The sequence below is a fragment of the Streptomyces angustmyceticus genome, assembly GCF_019933235.1.
Taxonomy (GTDB): domain Bacteria; phylum Actinomycetota; class Actinomycetes; order Streptomycetales; family Streptomycetaceae; genus Streptomyces; species Streptomyces angustmyceticus.
Genome location: NZ_CP082945.1, coordinates 5,930,825 through 5,944,417 on the forward strand (window position 1 = coordinate 5,930,825; position 13,593 = coordinate 5,944,417).

Here is a 13,593-nt window from a genome sequence, read left to right on the forward strand (position 1 = left end):
GGGACAGAGTGCCTCGCCGCGTCCCGGCACCTGGGCGGGCCCGCACCGGCCGCCCGTCAGGCCGTAGGGTTACGGGCAGTACTTTGCGTACTTCCGCGATCCGACGGCGCACCGCGTGAACCGCGCAGCAGCACGAGACCGACGAGCACGAAAGAGGACGACACGATGGCTGTTCCCCTGCCGACGGACGGGACCCGGTGGCGCTGCACGCTGTGCGGCAACCTCACGCGGTTCGATGTGACCCGCCGGTCCAAGGTCGTGGAGTACGTCCACCTGGACCTGGCCGGGGCGCCGACGGTGGAGGAGCGCGAGGTCCTCAGTGAGAGCATCGAGTCCGTGCGCTGCCGCTGGTGCAACGCGGTCGACCAGATCGAGCTGGTGGACCGTCCGGGCGCGAACGCCTGAGATCGGAGCGATGCAGCCGTGGTGGACCGTCCAGAAGGGGAGCCGGGGGAGCGGCGTGCCCAGGCACCGGAGGGTGCGGGCGACGAGGTGCTCGACCGTCCGCTGCCCGAGGGCGTACGGCGCCGTGTCGTGGCGCTCACCGCGGAGTCGTTCGGCGCGCTGTCCCTCGCCGAACTCCCGCCCCCGCTGCGGCAGTACGCCCGGTTCACCCCGACGCGTCGGGCGAAGTTCGCCGGCAACGCGATGGCCGCGGCGCTGGAGAGCGACGCGGTCTTCCGGCAGCGGATCGCGGGCAAGCTGCGCGAGGCGCAGTCGGAGCTGGTCGCGGCGCTGGAGCACGGCACCCCGCCCGCGGCGGCCGATCCGCTCGATGTCGCGGCGGCCGCCTATGTGCTGCGCCCCGAGGGCTGGGTCAAGCTCGTCGCGGCGGCCGGCGAGGAGGCGCAGCGGGCGCGCGCCGAGCGGGCCGGCGAGGAGGCCGAACGGGAGCTGGCCAGGCTGCGCGAGGAGCTGGCGCAGGCGCGCGGCGAGGCCCGTACGGAGGCCGACCGGATCCGGGTGGACCTGGACGCGGCCCGCAAGGAGAACGAGTCGCTGCGGCGCAAGCTGCGCAGCGCGCTGAGCGACGTCAAGCGCGGTGAGGCCGCGGTGCGCAAGGCCGAGGCGGCCGTCGCGGACGTACGGGACCGGGCGGCGACGGAGAAGACCGCGGCCGACAGTGAGGTGCGCCGGCTCAAGGCGCGGATCGCCGAGGCGGAGACGGCGCTGGAGACCAGCCGGCGCTCCGCCCGCGAGGGCCGCAGCGTCGAGGACATGCGGCTGCGGCTGCTGCTGGACACGGTCCTGGACGCGGCCCAGGGGCTGCGCCGCGAGCTGGCACTGCCGCCCGCCAGCGTCCACCCGGCGGACACCGTCGAGGCGGTCGCGCCGGGGCGGATGACGCCCAAGGACATCGCGGCGCGGGCGCTGTCGGAGACGGACCCGGCGCTGCTGGACCAGCTTCTGGCGCTGCCGCAGGCACATTTGGTGGTGGACGGCTACAACGTCACCAAAACCGGCTATCCGACCATGCCGCTGGACAAGCAGCGGCTGCGGCTGCTGGGCGGCCTCGCGGTGCTGGCGGCGCAGACCGGCGCGGAGATGACCTGTGTCTTCGACGGGGCGGAGCTGGCGGCCCCGGTGCTGCTCGCGCCGCCGCGCGGGGTCCGGGTCCTGTTCAGCAAACCGGGCGTAACGGCCGATGAGTTGATTCGTCAGCTGGTTCGGGCCGAACCGCCCGGACGCCCGGTGGTCGTGGTCTCCACGGACCGGGAGGTGGCCGACGGCGTGGCGAAGGCCGGGGCGCGTCCGGTGGCATCGGCGCTGCTGCTCAAGCGACTTGCCCGGACCTGACGTCGGGGCGGCCGGGGCGGCGAAAGTGCCGGCGTTCGGTCTCTGAGCGTCAAGTGGCGCTCACTGCCTGTGCGATGTTGGTAAAGGATGGGGCTCGTGGCGCAGATTTTTCCCCTGAGGATTTGAAGCGATCACAGCTCGGTTACTAAGGTCAGGCCCCGAACCTTCATGCATCTGATCATCCAACCGGGATGAACCGTGAAGGAACCGCCGAGTCCGCGGCGTTCACGCGGAGCCGGGGTCTCACCCCCCCCACTTCCCGGTAGGCGGCTGGAGGAAGAAGGAGCTCGCCCCCGTGGCGTCCCACCGTCGACCCAAGCAGCCGAGCCGTACTCGCGTGACCGTGCTCACCGCCACCGCCGCGGCGGCCGTCGCCCTTTCGTCCCAGGCCGCCCAGGCCGACCCCCACCAGTCGAAGAAGGACGTCAAGTCCGAGGTCGACAAGCTCTACAACGAGGCCGAGCAGGCCACGGAGAAGTACGACGGGGTCAAGGAGCAGCAGGACAAGCTCCAGAAGGAGGTCGACGACCTCCAGGACAAGGTGGCCCGCGGCCAGGGTGAGCTCAACCAGATGCGCAAGGGCCTCGGTGCGGTCGCCTCCGGCCAGTACCGCAGCGGCAGCATCGACCCCTCGGTGCAGCTGTTCCTCTCCGGCGACCCGGACACCTACCTCGAAAAGGCCGCCACCCTCGACCAGTTGAGCGGCAAGCAGGCCGAGCAGCTCAAGACCGTCGCGGACAAGCAGCGCCGGCTCGCCCAGGAGCGCGAGGAGGCCGCGGCCAAGATCAAGGACCTCACCGAGACCCGCAAGGCGCTCGGTGACAAGAAGGACGAGATCAAGGGCAAGCTCGGCAAGGCGCAGCAGCTGCTCAACCAGATGACCGCCAAGGAGCGGGCGGCCATGCAGGCCGAGGAGAACCGCGCCAACCGCAGCAACGAGCGGGTCAACCTCGGCGACGACGTGCCGGCCTCGCAGCGCGGTGCGGCCGCCCTGGCCGCCGCCCAGTCCAAGATAGGTTCGCCGTACGTCTGGGGCGCCACCGGGCCGTCGTCCTTCGACTGCTCGGGTCTGACGTCCTGGGCCTACCAGCAGGCCGGCCAGTCGCTGCCGCGCACCTCGCAGGCGCAGGCCAACGCCGGTACCCGGATCGCCTCGCAGAGCGACCTCAAGCCCGGCGATCTGGTGCTCTTCTACAGCGACCTGCACCACATCGGCCTCTATGCGGGCAACGGTCAGGTGCTGCACGCGCCGAAGCCCGGCGCCGCCGTGCGCTACGAGCCCATGAGCAACATGGAGTTCGCGTTCGGCGTGCGGGTCTGAAAAGCCTCACAACCGCCTCAACCTGCCGCCCGAACGGGCGAATTGCGGCCCCGGCCGCTGACCTGCCGCCCCGCCGGTGACCTGCACGGTCACCGGCGGGGCGGCGTTGTGCGGGCGGAAAGAGCGCTTTGGCCGGTGTGCGCCGCCGCCGTTACTGTCTGCCGTCGCAGCATCCCGGTTCACCGACCGCCCTCCCGGGGCGGCAGGGGCTGCACGGAAGGAGTGCGGCCCTCGTGGTGTCCCACCGCCGTACCTCGCAGCACGGCCCGACCACCCTCGCCGGAGTCACCGTGCTGTCCGCCGCCCTGGCGACCGCGGCCGCCGCGCTGTCGGCGCCGCAGGCCCTGGCCGAGCCCACCGCCCCCGCCGGCCGCGACGCGGCGACCGCGCGCGTCGACCACCTCTACGAGCAGGCGGAGCGGGCCACCGAGAAGTTCAACGGCGCCAACGCCCGGACCGGGAAGCTGCGCACGCAGGTGGCGGCCCTCCAGGACCGCACCGCCCGCGCCCAGGAGCGGGTCAACCGGATGCGCGGCAGGCTGGGCGCGCTGGCCGCCGCCCAGTACCGGGCCGGCGGCATGGACCCCACCGTCCGGCTGATGCTCTCCGAGCGGCCCGACACCTTCCTGGAGAAGGCCGCCGCCCTCGACCGGATCGGCGCCGGCCAGGCCCGCGAGCTGCGCGGCCTGCGGGCCGCCCAGCGCTCCCTGGAGCAGCAGCGCAGGGAGACCGTGCGGAAGCTGGCGCAGCTGGAGGCGGGCCGCAAGGAGGTCGCCCGCCACAAGAAGGACGTCCAGCACAAGCTGGCCACCGCGCGGCGGCTGCTGGCCGCCCTGCCCAAGGACGCCAGGGCGGCCTACGCGCGGGCCGCGCGCGGCGGCGGGCACCACGAGGCGGTCCCGGACCTGCGGGGGGCCGTACCGTCCTCCGGGCGGGCCGCGGCGGCCGTCGCCGCGGTGCGGGCCGCGGTCGGCCGGCCGTACGCCTGGGGAGGCAACGGACCCGCGGCCTTCGACTGCTCCGGACTCACCCGATGGGCCTACGGGCGGGCCGGCGTCTTGCTCCCGCGCACCTCGCAGGCGCAGCGCGGGGCCGGACGGCAGGTGCCCCTCAGCCAGGCGCAGCCCGGTGACCTGGTCATCTACCGCGCGGACGGCAGTCACGTCGGGATGTACGTGGGCAACGGCCAAGTGGTCCACGCGCCGTATCCCGGCGCACGGGTGCGCTACGACCCCGTGGGGATGATGCCGATCTCGTCCATCACCAGGCCCTGAGGCGCGGCGCAGCGTTTTTGCCCCGGCCGGGCCGGATCTACGATCGTCCGCATGTCACACCAGTGGGCCCGACGGCGGCCGCCGCGGGCCGTGGCGGCGGGCTGCGCCGCCCTGGTCCTCGCGCTGCTCGCCCCGCTGGCCGGCTGCGCGCCCGCGACTTCCCCACCGGCCCGATACCCGGACGTGCAGCGGATGCTCGACAACCGTGCGCGGGCCGTGCAGCGGCGGGACGCGGCGGGCTTCCTCGCCGCCGTCGACCCGCGGGCCACCGGCTACCGGGACCGCCAGCGCGCGATGTTCGCCCACCTGGCAGGGGTGCCGCTGGCCGACTGGCACTACGACCTCGACGCGACCGGCGCCTTCCCGCTCGCCACCGGGGAGGACGGCACCCACCTGGCCGCGAAGGTGCAGCTGCGCTACCGCCTCAAGGGCTATGACACCTCGCCGGTGCACGCCGTCCAGTACCTCACCCTGACCCGGCGCGACGGCCGCTGGCTGATCTCCTCCGACACCGACGGGGCCGCGGTCGGCCGCGGCGGCACCCGCCAGCTGTGGGACCAGGGCCCGGTGCGGCTGGTCCGGGGCCGGCACAGCCTGGTCCTGGGCGGCGCCGGGCACCTGGCGCGGCTGAAGGACCTGGCGCACCGGGTGGACGAGGCGGTGCCCGCCGTCTCGGCCGTCTGGAAGGGGGAGTGGGCGCACAAGGTCGTGGTGGAGGCGCCGGACTCGGTCGAGCGGATGGCGCAGCTGATGGGCAGCGACGACGCGGCCGGCTACGCGGGGATCGCTGCGGTCACCACCGGGGAGGCCGGCGTCACGGCGCCCGCGCCCGCGGACCGCGTGATCATCAACCCGGACGCCTACGAGGAGCTCAACGACCTGGGCCGCAGGGTGGTCCTCACCCACGAGACCACCCATGTCGCCACCCGTACGGTCACCACGTCGGCGACCCCGCTGTGGCTCTCGGAGGGCTTCGCCGACTGGGTCGCCTACCGGGGCAGCCACCGCAGGGCCACCGCCACCGCCCCCGAACTCACCCGCGCCGTCGCCCGCGGCAAGGTCCCCGACAGCCTGCCCGGCAACCAGGACTTCGGGTTCACGGCCGGTGCCGACCGGCTGGCCAGGGCGTACGAGGGCAGCTGGCTGGCCTGCCGGATGATCGCCGCCAAGTGGGGCGAGGCCAAACTGATCGCCTTCTACCGGGCGGCCGGGAAGAGCGGCCTCCGCGGCTCCTCGGGGAGCGCGGCGGCGCCGATGGAGGCGGCCACGGCGGTCGCCGCCGGCTCCCGTCCCGGCGCGCCCGGCGCCGGACGGCGGCCCGCCCGCGCCGACCGGACGGACAGCGCTCTCCGCTCCCAACTGGGCGTCGGCCTCGCGGAGTTCACCCGGCAGTGGCGGGCGTATGTGAAGGCACAGCTGCGGCGCTGAGGAGGGGCCGGGCTCAGTGCCCGGAGGGCGCGGGGCCGTCCGCGGGCGGCTGCGGGGCAAAACCCGTGAGCTGCGGGGCGGCGGCGGGCGCCGCGTCGGACGGCCCGCGTGCGGCCACCACCCCGGCCTGCTCCGTACCGCCGCTCCCGTCGCCCCGCGTCGAGACCCACAGCCGGCGGCAGGCGATCAGCGACGCGGCGACCAGCAGGCCGTTGCGCACCACCAGCAGCGCGACGGCCTGCGGGTCGCTCGCCACGACGTGCGCGAACCACACCGGGAACTCCAGCTGGGTGAGGCCGGTGGCCACCAGCACCAGCACGGCCGGCAGCGTCAGCCGGGAGGCCCGTACGGTCGCGCAGACCGCGCCCAGCCCCACCAGCCAGAGCATGTACTGCGGGCTGATGACGCGGCTGGTGGTGGTGAAGAGCAGGGTGGCGGTGAAGGCGGCGTCGCACAGCGTCGCGGGCCCGAGTTCCCGGGCGCGCACCCGCCACAGGAACAGCCAGCCCGCGGCGGCCAGGCTCAGGGTGAGCGCCACGGTGCTGACGAGCGGGACACCGGGGCCGAGGAACTCCAGCGAGCCGTAGTGCAGCAGCACCTGCCCCTCCCACCCGTAGTGCCGGGCGAGGTGGAAGACCAGCGCGCCGAGCGACTCGACCTCCGTGCCGCGGTCGCGCTGGAAGGTGAGGAAGGCCAGCGCGCCCGGCGCGGCGGCCACGAAGAACAGGGTCAGCCCGGCCGCGGTGCCGGCCGCGCTCCGCCACAGGGCGCGGGCCCGCCGGCCGCGCACCGCCGCCCCCGCCAGCAGCAGCACGGGCCAGACCTTCAGCAGCGCGCCGAAGGCGGCCAGGGCGCCCGCCACCCGCGGCCGGCGGGCGGCCGCGAACAGCGCGGCGGCGGCCACGGCGGCGACCATCAGGTCGTAGCGGGCATAGGCGGTCGGGCCCAGCAGCGCCACGCCCGCGATCCACACCCAGGCCCCCGCCGGGCGGTGGCCTGGGCGCCGCCCGGCCCGCAGGAAGAGCGCCAGCGCCGCCGCGTCCGTGAGCAGGATCAGGGTGAAGAACGCGGGGGCGTAGTCGAGGAACGGCAGCAGGCCGGGGGAGAGGATCGCGAGCGCGGCGGCCGGCGGGTACTGCCAGGTCACATCGGCCAGCGGGAAGGTGCCGGTCCTCAGGACGTCGAACCAGCCCTGGTAGATCGCCGAGACATCGGTGGTGACGTCCGGGCCCGGCAGCACCAGCACCCTCAGGACGCACAGCAGGACCACGGCCCTGGTCACGGCCCAGACCGCGACCGGGAGCCACACCCCGCGCGCTCTGCTGATGCTGCTCATCGTCACCTCGTCGTTCGCCGGCCGCCGGCCACAGGCGTCGCCCGCGGCCCCGCGGCCCGTGTGTCCCGCTCTGTCCGACGCCGCCCGCCCGTGCTGTCCGCAGGATGCCGGTGGCGGCTGGTCACGACCGTAGACGAGGGACGGGCGTGGCGGGGTGGGCCGCCCCCTGCCGCCCGCCGACCGGTACTGTCGGGCGCGACCGCCGAGACCGACCGCCGAGAGACCATCGTGCACAAGACCCTGATCGTCACGAACGACTTCCCGCCCCGGCCCGGCGGCATCCAGGCCTTCCTGCACAGCATGGCGCTGCGCCTGGACCCCGCCCAGGTCGTCGTCTACGCCTCGACCTGGAAGCGTGGCGCGGAGGGCGCCGCGGCCACCGCCGCCTTCGACGCCGAGCAGCCGTTCCCGGTGATCAGGGACCGTACGACGATGCTGCTGCCCACCCCGAGGGTGACCCGGCGGGCCACCGGGCTGCTGCGCGAACACGGCTGCTCCTCCGTGTGGTTCGGCGCGGCGGCGCCGCTCGGGCTGATGGCCCCCGCGCTCCGCTCGGCCGGTGCCCGCCGCATCGTGGCGACCACGCACGGCCACGAGGCGGGCTGGGCGCAGCTGCCGGCCGCCCGCGGCCTGCTGCGCCGGATCGGCGAGGGCACCGACACGCTCACCTACCTCGGCGAGTACACCCGCTCCCGGATCGCCGGCGCGCTCACCCCGCAGGCCGCCGGGCGGATGGTCCAACTCCCGCCCGGCGTCGACGAGAAGACCTTCCACCCCGGCTCGGGCGGCGACGCGGTACGGGCCGCGCTCGGCCTCACCGGCCGCCCCGTGGTGGTCTGCGTCTCCCGGCTCGTCCCGCGCAAGGGCCAGGACACCCTGATCGAGGCGATGCCGGCCGTCCTGTCCGCGGTGCCCGACGCGGTCCTGCTGATCGTCGGCGGCGGCCCGTACGAGAAGGAGCTGCGGGCGCTGGCGGCGGAGAAGGGCGTCGGGGACGCGGTGCGCTTCACCGGCGCGGTCCCGTGGGAGGAGCTGCCGGCCCACTTCGGCGCCGGCGACGTCTTCGCGATGCCCTGCCGCACCCGCCGCGGCGGCCTCGACGTCGAGGGCCTCGGCATCGTCTACCTGGAGGCCTCCGCCACCGGACTCCCCGTGGTGGCGGGCGACTCGGGCGGCGCCCCCGACGCCGTCCTGGACGGCGAAACCGGCTGGGTCGTCCCCGGCGGCAGCCCGGCCCCCACCGCGGAGCGCCTCGTCACCCTGCTCCAGGACCCGGACCTGCGCCGCGCCATGGGCGCACGCGGCCGCGCCTGGGTGGAGGAGAAGTGGCGCTGGGACCTGCTCGCGGAACGGCTCAGGGAACTGCTCTGAGGGGTCCGGTCCCGGGGGCGACGGGCCGCGCGGCCACCAGCCACCGGCCTGCCCCGGGCCGGCCGCGTCGCCACGGAGAGCCCGGCCCGTAACGGCGATCCGCCGCCGTGGCGCTGCCACGACGGCGGATTCCGGTGTATCGGCGCGGGCCCCGCGGGGCCGGCTTCCTAGGCGCGGTAGATCGCTTCGATCTCCTCGGCGAAGTCCTTCGCCACCACGTTCCGCTTGAGCTTCAGCGACGGCGTGACATGGCCCGACTCCTCGGTGAACTGGGCCGGGAGGATACGGAACTTGCGCACCGACTCGGCCTTGGAGACGGCCGCGTTGCCGTCGTCGACGGCCCGCTGCACCGCGGCCAGCAGCTCCGGGTCCTCGGCGACCTGGGACGGCGTCACATCGGCCGGGTGGCCGTGCTCCTCGGCCCAGCGGGGCAGGAACTCCTCGTCGAGGGTGACCAGCGCGCCGATGAACGGCCGGCCGTCGCCGACGACCATGCACTCGGCGATCAGGGCGTGCGCCCGGATGCGGTCCTCGATCACGGCGGGGGCGACGTTCTTGCCGCCCGCGGTGACCAGGATCTCCTTCTTGCGGCCGGTGATGGCGAGGTAGCCGTCCTCGTCGAGGGTGCCGAGGTCGCCGGTGTGGAACCAGCCGTCGGACAGCGCCTCCTTGGTGGCCGACGGGTTGTTCCAGTACTCGGTGAAGAGGTGCTCGCCGTGCAGCAGCACCTCGCCGTCGTCGGCGATCCGGATGACCGAACCGGGCAGCGGCTGGCCGACGCTGCCGATCTTCTGCCGGTCCCAGGGGTTGAAGGCGGTCGCCGCGCAGGACTCCGTCAGGCCGTAGCCCTCCAGGACGGTGAAGCCGATGCCGCGGTAGAAGTGACCGAGGCGGTCGCCGAGCGGGGCGCCGCCGGAGATGGCGTGGGTGGCGCGGCCGCCGAGGACGGCCCGCAGCTTGCTGTAGACCAGCCGGTCGAAGACCTTGTACTTGAGCTTCAGGCCGAACGCCGGGCCCTCGGGGGTGTCCAGCGCCCTGCTGTAGGCGATCGCCGTGTCCGCCGCCTTGTCGAAGATCTTGCCCTTGCCGTCCGCCTGCGCCTTGGCCCGCGCCGAGTTGTAGACCTTCTCGAAGACCCGCGGCACGCCCAGCACCAGCTTCGGCCGGAACGAGGCGAGGTCGTCGGTGAGGTTCTTGATGTCGGGGGCGTGGCCCAGCTTGATGGGCGCCATCACCGCGGCGACCTGCACCAGCCGGCCGAAGACATGGGCGATGGGGAGGAAGAGCAGCACCGAGGACTCGCCGGTGCGGAACAGCGGCCGCAGGCGTTCGACGATGTTGCCGCACTCGGCGAAGAAGCTGCGGTGGCTGAGCACACAGCCCTTGGGGCGGCCGGTGGTGCCGGAGGTGTAGACGATGGTGGCCGGGGCGTCCGCGTCGGCGAGCGCGCTGCGCGCGTCCACCTCCTCGTCGGAGACGGCGGTGCCCGCCGCCCGCAGCCGGGCGATGGCGTCCCGCTCGATCTGCCAGATGTTCTCCAGGTCCGGCAGCCGGTCGCGGACCGATTCGACGGTGGCCTCGTGGGAGGGGGACTCCACCAGGCAGGCCACCGCGCCCGAGTCGCCCAGAATCCACTGGATCTGCTCGGCCGAACTGGTCTCGTACACGGGGACGGTGACGGCGCCCGCGTACCAGATGGCGAAGTCCAGCAGCGTCCACTCGTAGCGGGTGCGCGACATCAGGCCGACCCGGTCGCCGGGCCGCACACCCGAGGCGATCAGACCTTTGGAGGCGGCGCGGACCTCGGCGAGGAAGGTGGCGGCGGTGACGTCCTGCCACGCACCGTTCACCTTGCGTCCCATGACGGCAACATCCGGGTGCTGCGCGGCATTTCGACGGATAAGATCCGTCAGATTGCCGTCCGCGGGGACCTCGTACAGGGCCGGAAGGCTGAACTCGCGCAAGACTGCTGCTCCTCAAAAGCGCCGGCGCCACGACGCTGTGTGCACACCGGCGGCGGTCCACGATCATGCAGGGGGGATTGGACTGCCCGGACGTTACCCATGGGTATTGCTTTTGGGATAGGGGGGAAAGGCCAGATGTTCGATGCGTCACAGCTGGGGGACACGCCATGGGACTTGTCCCGCGCAGACTAGACCAGCGGGTCGGTGACCCGAAAGTAACCCTGACCTCCGGCCCCCTCCCCGCACCGGCCCGCGCGATCTAGGGTGACGCCATGCGAGTGCACGTGGTCAGTGACGTACATGGCAACAGCCGGGACCTCGCGTCGGCCGGAACCGGCGCCGACGCCCTGCTCTGCCTGGGTGACCTGGTCCTCTTCCTCGACTACGCCGACCACTCGCGCGGCATCTTCCCCGAGCTGTTCGGCGCCGCGAACGCGAGCGCCCTCGTCGAACTGCGCACCGCCCGCCGCTTCGAGGAGGCCCGCGCACTGGGCCGCCGGCTGTGGGGCGAACTCGACCGCACGGGCGTGAGCCGGGAGTCGGTCATCGAGGGCGCGGTCCGCAAGCAGTACGCCGAACTCTTCGCGGCCTTCCCCACCCCCACGTACGCCACCTACGGCAACGTCGACATCCCGCGCCTGTGGCCCGAGTACGCCGCGGCCGGCACCACCGTCCTCGACGGCCAGCGCGTGGAGATCGGCGGCCGGGTCTTCGGGTTCGTCGGCGGCGGGCTCAGCACACCGATGCGCACTCCCTACGAGATCGGCGACGAGGAGTTCGCCGCCAAGGTCGAGGCGGTCGGCGAGGTGGACGTGCTGTGCAGCCACATCCCACCGGACGTCCCCGAGCTCTGCTACGACACCGTCGCCCGCCGCTTCGAGCGCGGCAGCGCGGCCCTGCTGCACGCCATCCGCACCGCCCGGCCGCGCTACGCCCTCTTCGGCCATGTGCACCAGCCGCTCGCCCGCCGGGTCCGGATCGGCCGCACGGAATGCGTCAATGTCGGCCATTTCAATGCGACCGGGACGCCCTACGTCATGGAGTGGTGAGACCGCGGACCCCGGGGTACGAGCCCGGTGGCGGGCGGCCGGAGGAGCGCCCCGCCCCGTCGTGGCGGGCCTGCTGGTGTCCGCCCGCGTTCCCCCGCGCGGTAGCCTTCAGCAGCAGAGACACCGCGTCATGGAGTCTCCCCCCGCACACGGGGGTGCCTCCGCTCCGGCGAAGCCGGGAGCGGGGGAGGCAGGGAGAGCCGGGGGAAGAGTCGGCGGACCGGCACGAATCGGCATGGAGGAGTCACGGCGATGGCCGAACACACCAGCTCGAGCATCACGATCGAGGCGGCACCCGCCGACGTGATGGGAGTGATCGCCGACTTTGACCGCTATCCGGAGTGGACCGGCGAGGTCAAAGAGGCAGAGGTCCTGGAGAAGGACGACCACGGCCGCGCCGCGCAGGTGCGCCTGCTGCTGGACGCCGGAGCGATCAAGGACGACCACACCCTCGCCTACACCTGGACCGGCGCGAACGAGGTCAGCTGGTCCCTGGTCAAGTCCCAGATGCTGCGCGCCCTCGACGGCTCCTACCGCCTCGCCGCGCTGGACAACGGCACGCGCACCGAGGTGACGTACCAGCTCACCGTCGACGTCAAGATCCCGATGCTCGGCATGATCAAGCGCAAGGCGGAGAAGGTCATCATCGACCGCGCGCTGGCCGGGCTGAAGAAGCGCGTCGAGAGCGGTCCCGCCGGCCACGCCGCGGGCGCCGCCGACGCGACCGCTTCCGCCGACGAGGCCAAGAAGCTCTGAGCGTGCGCACCGTCCTCGTCACGGGCCCCGGCGGCGCGGGCCGCACCACGCTCGCCGCCGCCACCGCCCTGGCGGGCGCCCGCCGGGGCGCTCGTGCACTCCTGCTCACCACCGAGAGCAGCGCCCCGGAAACGGTCCTGGGCACGCCGCTCGGCGCCGACGCCCCCACCCCGATAGCACCGGGCCTGCACGCCCTGCGCATCGATTCCGGCGACCGCTTCCGCCAGGAGTTCCTGGCCTTCCAGGAGCGGGCCGCCGCGGCCCTCGACCTGCTCGGCGCCGGCCCCCTCGACGAGGACGAACTCACCGAACTCCCCGGCTCCGAGGACTTCGCGCTGCTGCAGGCGCTGCGCGCCGAACACGCCTCGGACGACTGGGACCTGATCGTCGTCGACATGCCCCCGGCCGCCGAGACGATCCGGCTGCTCGCCCTGCCGGCCCAGGTCCGCCGCTATCTGCGCCGGCTGCTGCCGCCCGAGCGCCAGGCGGCCCGCGCGCTGCGCCCGGTGCTCGCCCAGCTCGCCGGCGTCCCGATGCCGGCCCAGAAGCTCTACGACGCCGCCGAGCGCTGGGAGCGCGAACTCGCCGCCGTCCAGAGGACGATCGACGACCCCGGCACATCCGTGCGCCTGGTCACCGACGCCGGACCGGTCGCCGCCGCCAACCTGCGCGCGACCCGCGCCGGCCTGGCGCTGCACGGCCGGCGCACCGACGGCCTGGTCGTCAACCGGCTGCTGCCCACCGGCTCGGCGGACCCGTTCCTCGCCGCGCTCTCCGGCAGCCAGCAGACCGCCCTCAAGGCGCTGCGCGAGGAGTTCCCCGACCTCCCCGTCCACGAGGTGGCGCACCTGGGCCGCGACCCGCGGGGCGCCGACGAGCTGGACGGGCTGCTCGACGGGCCGGCCGGCGAGGCCGGCCCCGCGGCGCCCGCCGACGGGCCCCGCCCCGACCCCTGGACCGTCGAGGACCGGCTGGCGGCCGACGGCATCCTCGTCTGGCGGGTGCCGCTGCCCGGCGCCGAGCGCAAGGGCCTCGGCCTGGTGCGCCGCGGCGACGAGATCGTGGTCAGCGTCGGCCGCTTCCGGCGGATCCGCACCCTCCCCTCCGCGCTGCGCCGCTGCACCGTCTCCGGCGCCGGACTGCGCGACGGCGTCCTGGAGATCCGCTTCACCCCGGATCCCGCGCTGTGGCCGCAGAGCGACTGAACGGGCCACCGCCGTTCGGGTACCGTCAAGGGTGGGCCCCGCCCGAGATGCCGCCGCGCACCTCTTCGCCGTACCGCCTCGCCGCAGGAGTC

The 13,593-nt window shown here is 74.0% G+C and carries 11 protein-coding genes; 9 read left to right on the forward strand and 2 right to left on the reverse strand.

Translation table 11 applies throughout. The annotated features are described in order from the left end of the window. The first annotated feature begins 165 nt into the window (after positions 1–165). The 5 genes from K7396_RS26490 (at position 166) to K7396_RS26510 (ending at position 5,820) form a co-directional block, all read left to right on the forward strand. A complete protein-coding gene (locus K7396_RS26490; protein ID WP_030086623.1) occupies positions 166–405 on the forward strand; it encodes a hypothetical protein in 240 nt (79 codons plus the stop codon). Between the two features lie 18 nt (positions 406–423). Next, positions 424–1,797: an NYN domain-containing protein gene (locus K7396_RS26495; protein WP_152105289.1), complete on the forward strand. Its 1,374-nt coding sequence runs from the start codon at positions 424–426 to the stop codon at positions 1,795–1,797. Positions 1,798–2,092: 295 nt separating this feature from the next. Beyond that, the gene (locus K7396_RS26500; RefSeq protein WP_086716958.1) at positions 2,093–3,118 is read left to right on the forward strand and encodes a C40 family peptidase; all 1,026 of its coding nucleotides are present in this window, start codon (positions 2,093–2,095) and stop codon (positions 3,116–3,118) included. A gap of 233 nt (positions 3,119–3,351) precedes the next feature. Beyond that, positions 3,352–4,392, forward strand: coding sequence for a C40 family peptidase (locus K7396_RS26505; RefSeq protein ID WP_086716957.1), 1,041 nt, complete (start codon positions 3,352–3,354; stop codon positions 4,390–4,392). 51 nt (positions 4,393–4,443) lie between these two features. After that, on the forward strand, positions 4,444–5,820 hold the full coding sequence (locus K7396_RS26510; protein WP_086716956.1) for a hypothetical protein: 1,377 nt from the start codon (positions 4,444–4,446) through the stop codon (positions 5,818–5,820). 13 nt (positions 5,821–5,833) lie between these two features. On the opposite strand, the gene K7396_RS26515 is transcribed toward K7396_RS26510, so the two are convergent. Continuing rightward, on the reverse strand, positions 5,834–7,156 hold the full coding sequence (locus K7396_RS26515; RefSeq protein WP_086716955.1) for a glycosyltransferase 87 family protein: 1,323 nt from the start codon (positions 7,154–7,156) through the stop codon (positions 5,834–5,836). Between the two features lie 228 nt (positions 7,157–7,384). On the opposite strand from K7396_RS26515, the gene K7396_RS26520 reads away from it, so the two are divergent. Then, positions 7,385–8,527 (forward strand): glycosyltransferase family 4 protein, encoded by a 1,143-nt coding sequence (locus tag K7396_RS26520; RefSeq protein ID WP_086716954.1) that lies wholly within the window; start codon positions 7,385–7,387, stop codon positions 8,525–8,527. 167 nt (positions 8,528–8,694) lie between these two features. Here K7396_RS26520 and K7396_RS26525 read toward each other — a convergent pair whose 3' ends face one another. Continuing rightward, the gene (locus K7396_RS26525) at positions 8,695–10,491 is read right to left on the reverse strand and encodes an AMP-dependent synthetase/ligase (protein ID WP_086716953.1); all 1,797 of its coding nucleotides are present in this window, start codon (positions 10,489–10,491) and stop codon (positions 8,695–8,697) included. 272 nt (positions 10,492–10,763) lie between these two features. On the opposite strand from K7396_RS26525, the gene K7396_RS26530 reads away from it, so the two are divergent. The 3 genes from K7396_RS26530 to K7396_RS26540 all read left to right on the forward strand — a co-directional run bounded on the left by K7396_RS26530 (position 10,764) and on the right by K7396_RS26540 (position 13,501). Continuing rightward, complete coding sequence (locus K7396_RS26530) at positions 10,764–11,540, forward strand: metallophosphoesterase family protein (RefSeq protein WP_086716952.1); 777 nt, start codon at positions 10,764–10,766, stop codon at positions 11,538–11,540. Between the two features lie 252 nt (positions 11,541–11,792). Next, positions 11,793–12,296: an SRPBCC family protein gene (locus K7396_RS26535; RefSeq protein WP_086716951.1), complete on the forward strand. Its 504-nt coding sequence runs from the start codon at positions 11,793–11,795 to the stop codon at positions 12,294–12,296. 2 nt (positions 12,297–12,298) lie between these two features. Further along, positions 12,299–13,501, forward strand: coding sequence for an ArsA family ATPase (locus K7396_RS26540; protein ID WP_086716950.1), 1,203 nt, complete (start codon positions 12,299–12,301; stop codon positions 13,499–13,501). Positions 13,502–13,593: the final 92 nt, after the last annotated feature.